The organism is Pseudodonghicola flavimaris (genome assembly GCF_030164425.1).
GTDB classification, from domain to species: domain Bacteria; phylum Pseudomonadota; class Alphaproteobacteria; order Rhodobacterales; family Rhodobacteraceae; genus Pseudodonghicola; species Pseudodonghicola flavimaris.
The window spans coordinates 17,399-31,929 of sequence record NZ_JASNJD010000009.1; the positions used below are offsets into that span (position 1 = coordinate 17,399).

A 14,531-nucleotide genomic window follows, 5' to 3' on the forward strand; every position below is an offset into this window, starting at 1 on the left:
TGCACCCTCAACAGAAAGGACCCCGAGAATGACGAAACGCATCGCCATGGCCCTGATCCTTGCCGGCACGGCCGCTTTTGCCCACGGCGGCGTGCAGAACCCCGATGTGAAGACCCGGATGATGGGCATGGGGGACCTCGCCCGGCAGATGAAACTGATCGGGGGCATGGCCAAGGGAGAGGCCGCCTTCGATGCGGAGGCAGTCAATACCGCGCTCGCCCGGATGTCAGAGGCGGCCTCGGAGATCCCGTCATTGTTCGAGACGCCGGCCGAGGATCCGCAATCTGAGGCGCTGCCGGTCATCTGGGAGGAATTCGCGGGCTTCACCACCCGCGCATCGGAGCTTGAGGCGCTGACGGCGGAGCTTGCGGGATCGGTCACCTCGGAGGCGGAGCTTCGCCCGGTGATGCAGCAGCTGGGGAAGGCATGCAGAGCCTGTCATGCCACCTTCCGGGAATGAGGGCCGCTCTGATCACGGTGCTCTGCGCCGCGACGGCGGCACAGGCAGAGCATATGTTCCAGGGCCGCGATCCGGCGTCCGGTGCCGCGCTTTACGCAGAGCATTGTGCCAGCTGTCATGGCGCGGAACTGGAGGGGCAGCCGGGCTGGAGGTCGCCTGGGCCCGACGGGGTGCCGCCGGCACCGCCGCATGACGAAAGCGGGCACACCTGGCACCACGCGACGCCGCTGCTGCTGGACTACACCCTCAAAGGCGGGCAGGCGGCGCTGGAGGCGCGTGGGGTGACCGGCTTTGTCAGCGGGATGCCGGGGTTCGAAGGCGTTCTCACCGAAGCTCAGGCGCTCGATATCCTGGCGTTTATCCGGTCAACATGGTCCCGGCGCGCCCGGGAAGTTCAGCGCCTGCGCACACATGGGGAGCCGTGAGCCCGGCGAGGCCTTGATCCCCGGCGGCGCCGGCGCCGCGGTTCAGGAGGTCAGCAGCTTTTTCCGGGCGGCGTAATCCTCGGCATCGATCTCGCCGCGGGCCAGGCGCATATCGAGCTCGGCGAGCGCGCTGTTGTCCGAACTGGCGGCGGGCGATTGCGTCTCCAGCCGCCGTACCAGCCAGATCACACCGGCGACGATCAGGCCAAGGACGATCAGCCAGAGCACCGGGCCGAATATCATGCCGAGCCCGCCGCCATAGCCCCAGCCCATCATGTGATCGTATCCGTGATATCCGTCCGCATCGGCCAGGGCGGGCTGGGCCAGGGCGGCCAGGAGCAGCGTAAGGCGTTTCATGGGGGTGTTCCTTTCAGGTTGCGTACCGCCAGTCTCGCCTGCAATGACGTAGGGTCATTGATCTGTCTCAAGTACACCGAACCGTGATCGGAGCGGTCAGGAGCTGGCCCAGGCGCGGTCTTCGACCTGGTCCAGCGCATGGCGCCAGGCGTCGGTCCGGGTGACCGGACGCGCCGCCATCTCCAGCGCTGCGCCGGCCATCGCGTCCAGATAGCCCTGTCGGGTCTCCTCATCCACCCGGGAGACCGCATAGGCGACGCTGAGCGGTGCCACTTCGAACCCCATGTATTCCAGCGCCAGCCGTCGCACCGGCATGAGCAGCGGTTCGATCGGCCCGTAGACGCCGCTGTCCGAGAACCGCTCCGGCGTGCCGCCGGTGGTCACGCTGATCATCGCGCGGCGGCCCTTGAACACGCCGGTGTCGAACCGGCGGCCATCGACATAGGCGAAACCATAGCTCAGCACCCGGTCGATCCATCCCTTCAGCAGGGCCGGCGGCCCGCCCCACCACACCGGGAATTGCAGGATCACATTGTCGGCCGCCGCCACCCGGGCCTGTTCCCGCGCGATATCGGCGGCATAGCAGCCGGCGCGGGCGGCCTGCGCCTGCTCGGCCTGTACGTGGAACAGCCCCGGATCGGCACGCTGGCCGGTGTCATGAGGGCCGACATCTGCACGAAACCCCTCGGCCGCGAGATCGGAGATCGTCACGCTGTGGCCGGCTGCGCGCAGCCGGTCGGCTGCATGACGGGCCAGGGCATGATTGAAGGACTGCGGCTCCGGATGGGCGACCACGATCAGGATGTTGCGGGCTTCGGACATTTTCGACGGCTCTCAGAACAGGGCGCGGGGGATGAACAGGGTAAGTTGCGGGATCAGCGCGATCGAGGCCAGCACCAGCAGGCAGATACCGATCAGCGGCATCGCTTCGCGGATCACCCGGGTCACCGGCTCGCCCGAGATCGCCGAGGCGATGAACAGCAGGATCCCAACCGGCGGCGTTGCCATCCCGACCACCACGTTCAGAACCACGACGGTGCCGAACTGGACCGGGTCCATGCCGATCAGCGCCTGGAACTTCAGCAGGATCGGCATCGTCAGGATCAGGATCGAGATCGGTTCGAGGAACATGCCCAGGATCAGCAGGAAGATGTTCAGCAGCAGCAGGATCAGCCAGGGATTATCGGTCAGCGACAGCATCAGGTCGGCGATCAGCTGCGGCACGTGTTCCAGCGTGAAGACGAAGGACACGATGCTGGCCATCGAGGTGATGAAGAGGATCGAGGCCGAGACCAGTGCGGTGGCGACCAGGGCCTCCCAGACCCGCTGGAGCGTCAGGTCGCGGTAGACGAAACCGATGACCAGCGCATAGGCAACCGCCACTGCCGCGGCCTCGGTCGGGGTGAAGATGCCGGCCTTGATCCCGACCAGGATGATCAGCGGCAGGATCAGCGCCGGCAGGGTCCGTTTGGTCGCGGCGAACCGCTCCCGGCCGTTCACCCGCGGCGTCACCGGAAAGCCGTCGCGCTTGGCGCGGTAGCTGGCATAGATCAGGAGCCCGGCAGCGATGCCGATACCGGGGATGACGCCGGCCAGGAACAGCTGTCCGATCGAGGCGCCGGAGAGCACGCCGTAGATGATCATGGTGATCGACGGCGGGATGATCGGCCCCATCACCGAGCTGACGGCAATCAGCGCGGCGGCATAGGCTGGCGGCATTCCCTGTTTCGACATCGAGGGGATCAGGATGGCGCCGAGGGCGGAGGCCTCGGCGGTGGCGCTGCCGGAGATCCCGGCGAAGAACCCCGAGGACAGGATCGAGACCGAGGACATGCCGCCGCGCCGGTGCCCGACCATGGCACGGGCGAAGGTCACGATCCGCTCAGTGACGCCGCCGACATTCATCAGTGCGCCGGCCAGCAGGAACAGCGGGATGGTCAGCAGGACGAACTGGTCGACGCCGGCGATCATCCGTTGCGGCAGCATCAGCATCATCATGCCGTTGCCGGAGAAATAGAGATAGGCGGTGCCGGCGATGCCAAGGGCCAGCGCGATCGGGATGCCCGAGACCAGAAACCCGGCGAAAAGGATGAAGAAGCTTCCCATCAGGCTTGCACCTCATTGTCATCAGGGAGCGACCGGTCGTCGTTGTCGATCAGCTCGCGGCGGAAGGTGACGGCCAGATCGGCCAGCACGTGCAGCGACATCAGCGCCAGCCCGACGGTGACCGAGAAATAGACCCATTTGATCGACACGCCGAGCGCGTCGCCGGTGAGCGCGGTCCAGATGAAATCGAGCGCCGGAATGGTCTGGCGGTCGAAGCGCGAGGCGAAATCGTATCCGTACCAGGCCATCGCCACCAAGAAGGTCACGATCGGCACCGCCATGATGGCGCGCAGGATCCATTTGCCCCGAGGCGGCAGCATGGCGGGAAGGAACTCCAGCGCGACGAAGCCGTTTCGGGAATAGACCAGCCCCAGCACCAGGAAGGTCTGCCAGATCAGCAGATAGCGGCACAGCTCCTCCGCCCAGATCAGGCTGGAGCCGAGCACGTATCGGTAAAAGACCTGCGCGATCATGATGCCGACGATCAGCGCCATGCTGACGCCGGCCAGGAATTGGATCAGACGCACGTAATGCGCGACCGCTTTTGACAGTGTTGTGGTAAATCTGGTCATCGGTTCAGGCCGTTTGGCGACCGGACCCTGGGCGGGGTTGCCCGGGTCCGGTGCCGGGATCAGGAAGCTTGCGACGCGGCGGCGACAAGGCCGGCGATCAGCGGGTCCTTGGCGGCCCATTCCTGGGTCATGCCGGCGACGCGGGCGCGCATCTCGGGCAGATCGGTCAGTTCGCGGATCTCGACGCCCTTGGCCTTCAGCTCGTCGCGGCCGGCAAGATCTTGTTCCTTGGCGTAGGTCAGCGTCTTGCTGATCGAGCGGCGTCCGGCTTCGGTCACGGCGGCCTTTTCCTCGTCGTTCAGGCCGTCCCAATAGTATTGCGACATCAGCGTGGCCATGTGCCAGGGGTAGTGGCCGGTCAGGGTGAAGTGCTTGCCGACTTCCCAGAGGTTTTCGCCCAGCATCGACGACACATTGATTTCCACCGCGTCGATGACGCCGGTTTCCAGCGCGCCGTAGACCTCGCCATAGGGCAGGCCGACGGGTTCGGTGCCGACGGTTTCCCAGATCTCCTTGTGCAGAGGGACCGGCACGATGCGGGTTTTCAGCCCGGCGAAGTCGGGCAGGCTGGACACCGGTTTCTTGACCGACAGGAAATGCCGCTGCCCGGTGTCCGCCGTGGCCAGGCCGATCAGCCCGGCCTCGGCCAGATCGGCCTGAATCTTCTGGCCGGCCTCGCCCAGGGCGAGTTCGCCGAAGTGATCGTAATCGCGGACCAGGAAGGGAAGTTGCCAGGCATTCATGCCCTGACGCCCGGTCACCAGCGGGATCAGGACGCCGGAGACGCTGACCACATCCATGGTGCCGGCGACGGCGCCTTCGAGAAGCTGCTTGTCACCGCCGAGCTGCCGGTTCGGGAAGATCTGGGTCCGGAAGGCACCCGGCATCAGCTCCTCGAGCCCCTCGGCAAAGCTGGTGGCGAGGATATGGCCCGGGTGGACCTCGTTCGCGGCATGCGCGATGCGCAGGGTCTTGCCCGCGGCGCGGGCGACATGCGGCATGGCCAGGGTCGCGCTCAGGGCGACGCCGGACTGCAAAAGGGTTCTTCTGGTGATCATTGGGGTCCTCCTCCCATAAAAAGGTGATGTAGGGGCCTGGGGGATGCGCCCCTTTCGGGGCGCAGGCGCCGGTCAGCCCGGCATCGGGTAGTCTTCGGCATTCAGCACCCAGCCCGGCTTGTTCGAGAAATCGTGGCGCGGCGGGCTGAAGATATCGATCAGCTGGTTGCTGCCTTCGCCGGTGGCGCGGGTGGTGTGAATCACGGGCGGCGGGATCACCAGCATCGAGGGCGAGCCCATTTCCAGGGCCTTGTCCTCCTGCCAGTCCGCCATGTCGCTGGTCCAGGGCCAGCGCAGATAGTGGGTGAACTCGCCGGCGATGGCGAGCGACCCCTGCTCGAAATCGTCGTGATGGTGGGGCGACATCTTGGACGGGTCGCGCGGGCCCTCGAAGGGATCGAGGACGTTCACCATCAGGGTGGTGCAGCGGAAGATGCGCCCGAACCGGCCCTCTTCGGGTGCGACGTCGAGCGAGTAGAACCGCACCTTCCAGCCGCCGGCGGGTTCAGGCCAGGGTTCGAAGGCCGGAATATGGCTGCGCGGGGTATCATAGCCGCGGGCGTTGCCGCAGAGCTCGGCCAGATCGGTATTCTGGGTCGAGAACAGGCGGATGACCTCGCCGCCCTCGGGCACGCGCAGGCTGCTGTCGCCCGGCGGCACGAAGGCGATGGAATAGCCGGGCACCGACACGGTGGTGCCGTTCCAGGTGATTTCCGCCCCGGTCTTCGGCAGCAGCACGCAGTATTCGTCGGCCTGGGCTGTCCGGGAGAAGGTCGCGCCCGGGGTGGCCTCGCTATAGGCGACCAGGAAGTTGTGGCCGCGGTGCAGCCAGCTCTTGCCGGTCTCGTCGTCGATCTGCGGCGGCTGGTCGTAGAAGGTCGCGGCCTGGTCAGGCGCCACCAGCCCGGTCTGCGACAGCATGCTGCCCGTCTTGGCCGGCGCCAGAGAGGCGCGGGGGTCCGACTTGTCGTACATGTTCATCCTTTCCGGGGTGTGTAGGCTGCACCCCAATTCAGTGAAAAGAGGAACGGAGGCGGGCCGGGGCGAAGTGCCGGGGCAGCCGGCGCGCACCGGTCAGCGGTGTGGCCGGTGGGGCTCACATCTTGCGTTTGCACCGCCAAAGTCTCCTCCGAAGTTTTTTGGCTATTTGTAACGCTGTGCGATACATCGTTCTTTTTTACGGAACATAAGTGCGCTAGGATCGGACTGTCAAGCATTGTGTGTTTCGCCCCGTTCGCACAGCTTGTAGGGCAGAAACATCAGGAGGGATCAGGCGATGGCAGTAGAGAAGACGGACAAATCCGACACCATACAGAGTGTCGCGATGGCGCTTCAGGTTCTCGAAACGCTTGCCAACGGCAACGGCGACATGGGGGTGACGGCGCTGGCCTCGGCGCTGAACACGACCAAGAGCCGCATCCACCGTCATCTGCGCACGCTCGTCTCTCTGGGCTATATTTCCCAATCGGATCAAACCGAACGCTACCGGATCGGCGCCCGGCTGGTGGCACTGGGGCAGGCGGCCTCCGGCTCGGCCGAGTTCACCTCGATCGCGTTGCCGCATATGAAGACCCTGCGCGACCGAACGGGTCAGGCCGTCAGCCTCGGCCAGGTCGAGGCGAACGGGATCCGTATCCTGAACACCCAGCATGGCAACATGCAGATCGAGGTCGGCGTCAAGCCGGGGTCGCTGCTGGATTTCTGCAGTTCGGCGCAGGGCAAGGTGGCGCTGGCGGCGATGTCGGCCGAGCGGCGCGACAAGCTGATTCCCCCGACCATCGACACTTTCACCGAATACACCATCACCGACCGGGCCGAACTGCTGGCCCATATCGATGAAGTGGCGCGACAGGGTTGGGCCACCGCGCCGAACGAAACCATGCTGGGGCTGAACGCGCTGGCCTGCCCGATTCTGAACATCGACGGGGAGCCAGTGGCGACCATCGCCATCGTCAGCCTGACCCAATATATCAAATCCCCGCCCGACGACGATCAGGTTGCCGCGGTCAAGGAAGCCGCGAATCAGATCTCGGTCGAGCTGGGCTATACCCCCTGATCTGACCCCGCCTCATCCTCCGGGACCTCAGCGACGGCCGCGCATCCCGCGCGGCCGTTTGCGTTCGCTTGACTTCCGCGTGGCGAAAAAATATCAACAGGCATGTTCTGCTTAACAGAACAGTGATCTGCCAAACGGAACAAATGATGCAGCGAGCCTGCGGGAGGACCGGCAATGACGACTGTTGAAGAGATTGCGCGCGAAGAGGCGCCACGTATCGGCGAGATTCTGCGCGGGGCGGTCGATCCGCATGTGCACAGCGGCCCGTCCATGGCGCCGCGGGCGATCGATCATATCGAGCTGGCCCGGCTGTATTCCGACGCCGGCTTTGCCGCGGCGGTGACGAAGGACCACGATTATTCCGGCGTGATGTGCGCCAAGCTGATCGAAACCCATTTCCCGGAGCTGACGACGAAGATCTATTCCGGGCTGGTGCTGAACAACGTGGTGGGCGGGATCAATCCCTATGCGGTGGAGCATACCGCGGCCTGCGGCGGCAAGATCGTCTGGCTGCCGACGCTGGCGGCGGAAAACCATCTGGAGTGGGAAAAGAGCTCTGGCTGGGTGCATCCGGCCTCGACCCAGAGCATGCGGCCGGCCAGCGGGGTGCCGCTGTTCGACGGCGATAAGCTGCGGCCCGAGGTTCTCGACGTGCTCGACGTGATGGCGGCGACCGGCATGGCGCTGGCCAGCGGCCATATCCATGTGTCCGAGACCAAGATCATCTTCGCCGAGGCCCGCAAGCGTGGGGTCGAGCGGCTGATCTTCACCCACCCGGAGGACATCGTCGGCGCAACGCTGGACGACACCCGCGAGATCGCCGACATGGGCGCCTATGTCGAACATTCGCTGGCCTTCTTCCTCGAAGGGTCGAAATTCCGCACCCGGACCAACGAAGATCTCAAGGCCTTCGTGGATTGTGTCGGCGCGGAGCGGACCATCCTATGTTCCGATCTGGGGCAGGTGGGCACGCTGAACCCGCTGGAAGGCTTCCAGCTGGGTGTCGCGACATGCCTGGCGCTGGGCTTCTCCGACGATGAGATTCACCAGATGGTGGCGACCAATGCCGCCCAGGTCATCGGGCTGGACAGCTGATCATGGCCGGGGATCTGAGAACGCGCATCCGCGCCGGCGAGTTGCTGATCGGCACCTTCGTCAAGACACCGTCGCCGCATGTGGTCGAAATCCTCGGTCATGCCGGACTGGATTTCGCGGTGATCGATCAGGAGCACGGGCCGATCGACCTGTCGCAGATGGACATGATGGCACTGGCGTCGCGGGCCGTGGGCCTGCCGCTGTTGTCGCGTCGCTGGGGCGCCGAAAAGGACTGGATCGCACCTCTGCTGGATCTGGGGCTGACCGGGGTGATGGTGCCGCACGTCATGGACAAGGACGATGCCGAGGCGATCTGCGACGCGGTGCGGTTCTCCCGCCGCAAACGCGGGCTGTCCCCGTCGCCCCGCGCCGGCAATTACGGCGGCATGTCGATCCCCGATTACCGCGATCACAGCGACGCCCAGAGCGTGGTCGTGGTGCAGATCGAGGATGAAAGCGCGCTCGATCATCTCGACGCGATCGCCGCGGTGCGCGACGTCGACATGTTCTTCATCGGGCCGGCGGATCTGTCGCAGTCGATGAACGTGAGATTTCCCTCGCCCGAGCTGGACCAGGCCATCGCGAAGATCATCGAGGCCGGAAAGCGCAACGGGGTCAGCGTCGGGTTGTTCGTCGGCGACGCCAGCCAGATCGCGGCATGGCACGAGAAGGGCGTCAGCCTCTTCGTCTGTGGCTCCGATCAGGCGTTGCTGCGGAAATCGGCGACCCAGATGATGGCGGCGAAGGACGCCTGAACGTAAAGACACCTCGTGAGGGGCGGGCCGGTGTCGCCCCTCCATCGCCCTCCGGCCTCCCCGCGCGGGCGGCTGGCGGGCGATCATGGATCTGCACCCCTGGGCCTCGTGTGCCCGGGTCAGCTCCGGCGCTTCAGCGCTACCCGCAGGACGCGTTGGAAGCGCGGGCATTCCAGGTGGCTGGGCGCGGAGCAGGTCATGATATGGCGGATGCCGTCGCGTAGTGCGGTGAGCTCCCGGATCTGACGGTCGATCGCATCCGCCCGTACGCCAAGCGCCTGGCGGTCCAGCTCTGGCCGGTCCCCGGTTCCGATCAGCGCGCCGATCTCTGTCAGAGAGAACCCGGCGGTCTGCCCCAGTGCGATCAGCGTCAGACGGGGGATCACCGATTCCTCGAACAGCCGTTTCAGCCCCTTGCGTCCGGCGGAGCGGATCAGCCCGATATCCTCGTAATACCGCAGTTTCGAAGCCGGACATCCGGTGCGGCGGGAGAGTTCGGAGATATCCAGCATGGGCTTGACCTCAAGTTGGCTTGAAGTTGTATCTGCGGCCCCTCCTGCAAAACGTCAATGGAGTTTGGGCCATGAGCGAACAGATCGTAACGGCTTTTGCCATCGGAATCGGGGCGACCCTTGTCATGGACCTGGTGGCGCTGGGGTTGAAATACGGCGTGGGTCTGCAGTCGCTGAATTATGCGCTGGTCGGGCGCTGGTGCCTGTCTCTGGCCGGCGGGGCGGCGGATCGCCGGCCGGTGCCGCAGCGCCCGGCGATCCGTGGTGAGGTCGCAATCGGCTGGGGGCTGCATTACCTGATCGGGGTGATCTTTGCCGGCGTGTTTCTGGCCTGGGCGGGGGACGGCTGGCTCAGCGCGCCGGCTCCCGTTCCGGCGTTGGGCTTCGGCGTCCTGACGGTGCTGGCTCCCTTCCTGGTGCTGCAACCGGGCTTGGGGGCGGGGCTGGCAGCGCGGCGCACCTCGCACCCCTGGGCGGCGCGGGCCAAGAGCCTGCTGGCGCATTTGAGCTTCGGTGCCGGGCTCTGGCTGGCGGGGGTGGGCTGGTCGGCACTGGTCTGAGCGCCGTGGCGCCGCCGGACGCGGGGGGAAAATGCCCGCACCACGACAGGATGCTTGACAGACGCCGCCCGGTATCCGCAAATGTCACCCATAGGTGACATGAGTCGCTGGACCGAGGCGGAGAGGCGGATGACCGGAGCACAGGGCAGGAAACGCGATCGCAAGGCAACCGAGGCGCTGATCATGAAAGCGGTCGGCACGGTGCTGACCCGGGAGGGATTCCCCGGTCTCACCCTCAAGGCCGTGGCGGCCGAGGCCGGCGTCGATAAGGTGCTGATCTATCGCTACTACGGGCCGATCGACGCGCTGCTGACGGCCTATGGCCAGAGCGTGGAGTTCTGGCCGACCGTGGCCGATGTGGTGCCGCCTGAGCCCGAGGCGATCAGCCCCGCCGCGCGGCTGGCCTATTTTCTTGACAGGACCACGGAAGAACTGTCGCGCCGGCCGCTGACGCTGGAGCTGCTGGCGATGGAAGTCGGCGCCCCCAACCCGCTGACCGAAGCGCTCGATACCGTGCGCGAGGCCTGGGGCCGCGATGTGGCGCAGCATCTGCTGGGGGGGAGCGATCCCGATCCGCAGCTGAATGTCGCCATCTCACTGGTGCTGGCGGGTATTCAGAACCTTCTGGTGCGGGGCCGCACCACCGGAATTTACAGCGGTATGGACATCGGCAGCGCAGAGGGCTGGCGGGAGATCAGGGCCAGTCTGCCCTGGCTCTGCGAGCGGCTGTTGCCATCCAGGCCGGACCCCAACCCCTCAACAGAGGATTAGATCATCCATGAAATCGCATGTCATTGCAGCCGCAGCATCGTTGATGCTGGGGGCCTGCGCCACTTTGCCGGACGCGACCTTGTCGCCGTCCTCGACGCTCACCGAAATCTATCGTGACCGGCGGGTGCAGCTGTTTGCCGCGCCTGGGGTCGACAGTGCCGGTCTGACCGGGCTGACGCTGGGCTCTGTCACGCTGGGTGCGGCCAATCCCGCGGCCTCCCGGGCAGAGATCGAAGGTTCGATCCGGGCCGCGATGCAAGCCGCGCTGGAGCGGAGCACGGCGGGGCAACCTGGGGCGGCGGCCGGGGCGGGGCGCGGGGTTCGGCTGGATGTCACCCTGTCGGACATCCGTCTGGTGGATCCGTTCCTGAATGTCCTGTCCACCGCCACCATGTTCGTGCCGGTCGACCGCGGCGCGATGACGATCACCGCGCGCTATGTCGCGCCGGACGGCGAAACCATCGTGCTGCGGCGGGAACGGCTGACTGGCCGGGGCTTCGGGCTCGGCACCGCCTTCTTCCACCGACACGCGGCTTCGGGCGGCGGCGGCGCGCTGGGGCGAGGACTGCGGCAGTTGGCCGGGCTGCGCGCTGCCGCCGGTCACTGCGCCGGAGGGGTGAGCGATGTTGCGACGGGAGTTTCTTGTGGCCGCCGGGGCCGCGCTGACGGTGTCCGCCTGCGCCGGTGCCGCCGGTCGGAGAGAGGATTACGCCGGGTATACTGCGGCATTGCGGGCGCCGCTGCGGCCTGAGGGGGGGACGCCGGAGCTGATCCGCTTCGCCACGCTGGCGCCGAACGGGCACAACACCCAGCCCTGGCGGTTCACTGAGAGCGGGCGCATGATCGCCCTGCATCCGGACATGACGCGGCGCACACCGGTTGTCGATCCCGACGATCATCATCTGTTCATCTCGCTGGGGGCCGCGGCCGCGCATCTGGAACTGGCCGGAGCGGCGATGGGCCGGTCTGGCCGGGCCGAAGTCCGGGCGGATGGTGCGGTGCGGTATCGCTGGACGCCGGCCACGCCGCGCGAATCGCGGCTGGTGGCGGCGATCCCGGCGCGCCAGAGCACACGCAGCCCGTTCGACGGGCGGGATGTGGCGCCGCAGGCGTTGCGCCGGCTGGACACCGCGGCGCGGGCCCCGGGGGTGCGGATGGTTCTGCTGACCGGGCGACCAAAGCTCGATCCGCTGGCCGATCTGATCGTCGCCGCCAATGGGGTTCAGATGGACACGCCGGAGTTCGTCGCCGAGCTGAAACACTGGATGCGGTTCAATGCGGCGCGGGCGATGGCGACGGGGGACGGGCTCTATACCGCGGCGAGCGGCAACCCGGTCTTTCCCGATGTCATCGGCTCGGTGATGTTCGACGCCTTCTTTCGCAAGGCGGCGGAAAACAGGCGATATGCGCGACAGATGGCCAGCACACCCGCCGCCGCGCTGTTCTTTGCCGAGCGGGCCGATCCGGCGCATTGGACCGGGCTCGGCATGGCGGTCGAGAGGTTCCTGCTGACGGCGACGGCCGAGGGGCTCGCCACGGCCTTCGTCAACCAGCCTGCAGAGGTGGCTGCCTATCGTCAGGCATTGGCGGCTCTGGCCGGAGAGCCGGGGCTGCGTCCGGATCTGGTGATCCGTGTCGGCCATGCACCGAGACTGCCCTACGCACCCCGCCGGCCGGTGTCCGAGGTGCTGCTGCCGGGGTAGGGCGGATCAATCGTCCGCCGGTTCTCCGCTGCCGCTGACCGCGTCCAGAAAGGCGCGGTCTTCGGCGTCCATCATCAGGCGGGTGAAGTCGAGATAGGCTTGCAGGGTGGCGCGGTCGCTCTGCCGCATCACCTCGTCCAGCCGTTCGAACTGCGCCTGAAAGCCATGCTCCTCCAGCTCCCGGCCCTGTTCGGTCAGATAGAGCCGGCGGAATCGCAGGTCCTTCGGGTCGTGGCGCTGCTCGACATAGCCCTGTTTGACCAGCGGGCTGAGCACGCGATTGAGGTTCTGATTGGCGATCCGCAGGGTCTTGGCCAGTTCCTGCACAGTGCAGCCGGGCTGTACTCCGATGAAGGTCAGCGTCCGGTGATGGGCCCGGCCAAAGCCCAGCTCGGACAGCCGGTCATCCGCCGGCCGGGTGATGCCGCGCTGGGAAAAGTAAACCGACATAAGGACTTGTATCTTTTCCTGCCGCGTCAGCGCGGGGCCGTCCGTCCGGTTGTCTTGCATGTCTTTCCCTTTCCCGGGCGCCGCCCTGGCCTGCGGTTCGGCGCGGCGCGAACCCGGGGTAGCGAAAGAATGTGAAAAAAGCAATTGACGAATAAATATCATATCATAATGATATAGCACGTAACGTGATATACTATGAGATGCCGGAGCTGCCCCGCAGGATGCGGACCGGAACGGCGGAGAGGAAAGTCAGGGAATGGCACGCGGAATGCAGGCAGAGATCGCGACAGGCGACGGGCAGTATTGGGATGCCGGGCTGGAAACCGCGCCGTGGCAGGAGGTCGAGCGTCAACAGGCCGCCGGGGTCGCCCGGATGCTGGAGGGGCTGCGTGACCGCTCCGCGCTCTATCGGCGGCTGCATGCGGATCTGCCCGCCGGGGCGCCGCTGCGGACGTTCAGCGATCTGCAGGCGCTGCCCTTTACCTACAAGGCAGATATCGGCGCGGCCCTGGACGCTACCGACGACAACCGGCCTTTCGGGGAAAACCAATGCGCAGGCACCGAGGATATCGTGCAGATCCTCGCCTCCTCCGGCACCACGGGCCGGCCGTTTCACTATCCGCTGACGCGGCGCGATTCCGAGGTCTGGGCCGATGCGGTGGCTCAGAATTTCTTCACTGCCGGTCTGCGCCCCAGCGATATCGTCGCGCATCTGGTGGGGTTGCCGATGGTCGCGGGCGGGTTGCCCTATGCCGATGGTATCCGCCGGATTGGCGCGACGCTGTGCTGGCTCGGCGGCTTCCCGACCGAGCGCATCCTGCGCGAGATGTGCCGGCTGCGCGCCACGGCGTTCCTGTCGACCACCTCTTTCGCGGTCTACCTGGCGGAGCAGATGCCGGCGATCGCCGTGGAAACCGGCGTGGCGCCGCGCCTGCGCACCGCGCTTTGCGGCGGGGAGCCGGGGTTGAACCAGCCCGAGATCCGCGAGCGGATCAGCACCGGCCTGGGGCTGACGCGGCTGAGCGAGATGATGGGGCTGGGCGATGTGCTCTCCGGGCTCTGGGCCGAATGCGCATGCGGCGACGGCATGCATTTCACTGCGCAGCGCTATGTTGCGGTCGAGCTGATCGATCCGGAGACCGGCGCGGCGGTGCCGTGGCAGGAGGGCGCGACGGGGGAGCTGGTCTATACCACCTTCGCGCGGGAGGCGGCGCCGGTGGTGCGCTATCGCTCGCGCGATCACGCCGTGGTCACCGGCACCGGCTGTGCCTGCGGCCGCACCGCCCCGCGCATCCGTTGCATCGGACGCACCGACGACATGCTGATCTACAAGGGGATGAATGTCTTTCCTTCCGCGATCCGCGATCTGGTGGCCGAACAGTTCGCCGGTCGCGCGGCACCCTTGGTCCAGGTGTGGAAGGACAGCCGCGACCAGGTGCGCTTCGACGTTCCCATCGCGGTGGATGTCGAGGCGGTGGAGGAGCTGCCCGGGGCGGCGCAGGCGGCGCTGGCCGGAGAGATCGAGGCCGCGATCCGCAGCCGGTTGCAAGTGCGCGTCGCGGTGACGGTGCTGTCGGCGGGCGGCCTGCCGCGGGGCGTTTACAAGAATTCGCTGATCGCGGTGCGCGACAGCGCCCACTGAGGCGCCCCC

At 66.5% G+C, this 14,531-nt stretch carries 18 protein-coding genes; 10 read left to right on the top strand and 8 right to left on the bottom strand.

The genetic code is table 11. The annotated features are described in order from the left end of the window. Nucleotides 1–28 precede the first annotated feature (28 nt). Together QO033_RS13130 and QO033_RS13135 are read left to right on the top strand one after the other, a co-directional pair. Nucleotides 29–460: a c-type cytochrome gene (locus QO033_RS13130; RefSeq protein WP_284481435.1), complete on the top strand. Its 432-nt coding sequence runs from the start codon at nt 29–31 to the stop codon at nt 458–460. Further along, on the top strand, nt 457–885 hold the full coding sequence (locus QO033_RS13135; RefSeq protein ID WP_284481436.1) for a c-type cytochrome: 429 nt from the start codon (nt 457–459) through the stop codon (nt 883–885). The genes QO033_RS13130 and QO033_RS13135 overlap by 4 nt, the downstream gene beginning before the upstream one ends. 42 nt (nt 886–927) lie before the next feature. Here QO033_RS13135 and QO033_RS13140 read toward each other — a convergent pair whose 3' ends face one another. From QO033_RS13140 to QO033_RS13165, 6 genes are all read right to left on the bottom strand, one after another. Continuing rightward, nucleotides 928–1,242 (bottom strand): SHOCT domain-containing protein, encoded by a 315-nt coding sequence (locus QO033_RS13140; RefSeq protein ID WP_284481437.1) that lies wholly within the window; start codon nt 1,240–1,242, stop codon nt 928–930. A gap of 96 nt (nt 1,243–1,338) precedes the next feature. Beyond that, nucleotides 1,339–2,064, bottom strand: a complete 726-nt coding sequence (locus QO033_RS13145) for an NAD(P)H-dependent oxidoreductase (protein ID WP_284481438.1) — start codon at nt 2,062–2,064, stop codon at nt 1,339–1,341. A gap of 12 nt (nt 2,065–2,076) precedes the next feature. Beyond that, nucleotides 2,077–3,348, bottom strand: a complete 1,272-nt coding sequence (locus QO033_RS13150; protein ID WP_284481439.1) for a TRAP transporter large permease — start codon at nt 3,346–3,348, stop codon at nt 2,077–2,079. After that, nucleotides 3,348–3,920, bottom strand: coding sequence for a TRAP transporter small permease (locus QO033_RS13155; protein ID WP_284481440.1), 573 nt, complete (start codon nt 3,918–3,920; stop codon nt 3,348–3,350). The genes QO033_RS13150 and QO033_RS13155 overlap by 1 nt, the downstream gene beginning before the upstream one ends. Nucleotides 3,921–3,979: 59 nt before the next feature. Next, nucleotides 3,980–4,978: a TRAP transporter substrate-binding protein gene (locus QO033_RS13160; protein WP_284481441.1), complete on the bottom strand. Its 999-nt coding sequence runs from the start codon at nt 4,976–4,978 to the stop codon at nt 3,980–3,982. A 72-nt stretch (nt 4,979–5,050) separates the two neighbouring features. Beyond that, nucleotides 5,051–5,953 carry a cupin domain-containing protein gene (locus QO033_RS13165; protein WP_284481442.1) on the bottom strand — a complete coding sequence of 301 codons (903 nt, stop codon included), beginning with the start codon at nt 5,951–5,953 and terminating at the stop codon, nt 5,051–5,053. Between the two features lie 301 nt (nt 5,954–6,254). On the opposite strand from QO033_RS13165, the gene QO033_RS13170 reads away from it, so the two are divergent. From QO033_RS13170 to QO033_RS13180, 3 genes are all read left to right on the top strand, one after another. Beyond that, nucleotides 6,255–7,034 carry an IclR family transcriptional regulator gene (locus QO033_RS13170; protein WP_284481443.1) on the top strand — a complete coding sequence of 260 codons (780 nt, stop codon included), beginning with the start codon at nt 6,255–6,257 and terminating at the stop codon, nt 7,032–7,034. Nucleotides 7,035–7,208: 174 nt separating this feature from the next. Further along, the gene (locus QO033_RS13175) at nt 7,209–8,129 is read left to right on the top strand and encodes a DUF6282 family protein (protein WP_284481444.1); all 921 of its coding nucleotides are present in this window, start codon (nt 7,209–7,211) and stop codon (nt 8,127–8,129) included. Nucleotides 8,130–8,131: 2 nt separating this feature from the next. Beyond that, entirely contained in the window at nt 8,132–8,884 is a 753-nt protein-coding gene (locus tag QO033_RS13180) for an HpcH/HpaI aldolase family protein (protein ID WP_284481445.1), read from the top strand. A gap of 119 nt (nt 8,885–9,003) precedes the next feature. Here the strand turns inward: QO033_RS13180 and QO033_RS13185 are convergent, their stop codons facing one another. Beyond that, a complete protein-coding gene (locus QO033_RS13185) occupies nt 9,004–9,396 on the bottom strand; it encodes a helix-turn-helix domain-containing protein (RefSeq protein WP_284481446.1) in 393 nt (130 codons plus the stop codon). A gap of 71 nt (nt 9,397–9,467) precedes the next feature. On the opposite strand from QO033_RS13185, the gene QO033_RS13190 reads away from it, so the two are divergent. The 4 genes from QO033_RS13190 to QO033_RS13200 all read left to right on the top strand — a co-directional run bounded on the left by QO033_RS13190 (nt 9,468) and on the right by QO033_RS13200 (nt 12,430). Further along, nucleotides 9,468–9,956: a DUF2938 family protein gene (locus tag QO033_RS13190; RefSeq protein ID WP_284481447.1), complete on the top strand. Its 489-nt coding sequence runs from the start codon at nt 9,468–9,470 to the stop codon at nt 9,954–9,956. 129 nt (nt 9,957–10,085) lie between these two features. Next, nucleotides 10,086–10,727 carry a TetR/AcrR family transcriptional regulator gene (locus tag QO033_RS13195; protein WP_284481448.1) on the top strand — a complete coding sequence of 214 codons (642 nt, stop codon included), beginning with the start codon at nt 10,086–10,088 and terminating at the stop codon, nt 10,725–10,727. Nucleotides 10,728–10,734: 7 nt separating this feature from the next. Further along, a complete protein-coding gene (locus QO033_RS25290) occupies nt 10,735–11,478 on the top strand; it encodes a hypothetical protein (protein ID WP_407682113.1) in 744 nt (247 codons plus the stop codon). Continuing rightward, nucleotides 11,396–12,430 carry an Acg family FMN-binding oxidoreductase gene (locus QO033_RS13200; RefSeq protein WP_407682116.1) on the top strand — a complete coding sequence of 345 codons (1,035 nt, stop codon included), beginning with the start codon at nt 11,396–11,398 and terminating at the stop codon, nt 12,428–12,430. Before QO033_RS25290 ends, QO033_RS13200 begins: the two co-directional genes overlap by 83 nt. A 6-nt stretch (nt 12,431–12,436) precedes the next feature. Here the strand turns inward: QO033_RS13200 and QO033_RS13205 are convergent, their stop codons facing one another. Next, entirely contained in the window at nt 12,437–12,880 is a 444-nt protein-coding gene (locus tag QO033_RS13205) for a MarR family winged helix-turn-helix transcriptional regulator (protein ID WP_284481450.1), read from the bottom strand. A 256-nt stretch (nt 12,881–13,136) separates the two neighbouring features. Between QO033_RS13205 and QO033_RS13210 the strand changes: the two genes are divergently transcribed. Continuing rightward, entirely contained in the window at nt 13,137–14,522 is a 1,386-nt protein-coding gene (locus QO033_RS13210; RefSeq protein ID WP_284481451.1) for a phenylacetate--CoA ligase family protein, read from the top strand. Nucleotides 14,523–14,531 lie beyond the last annotated feature (9 nt).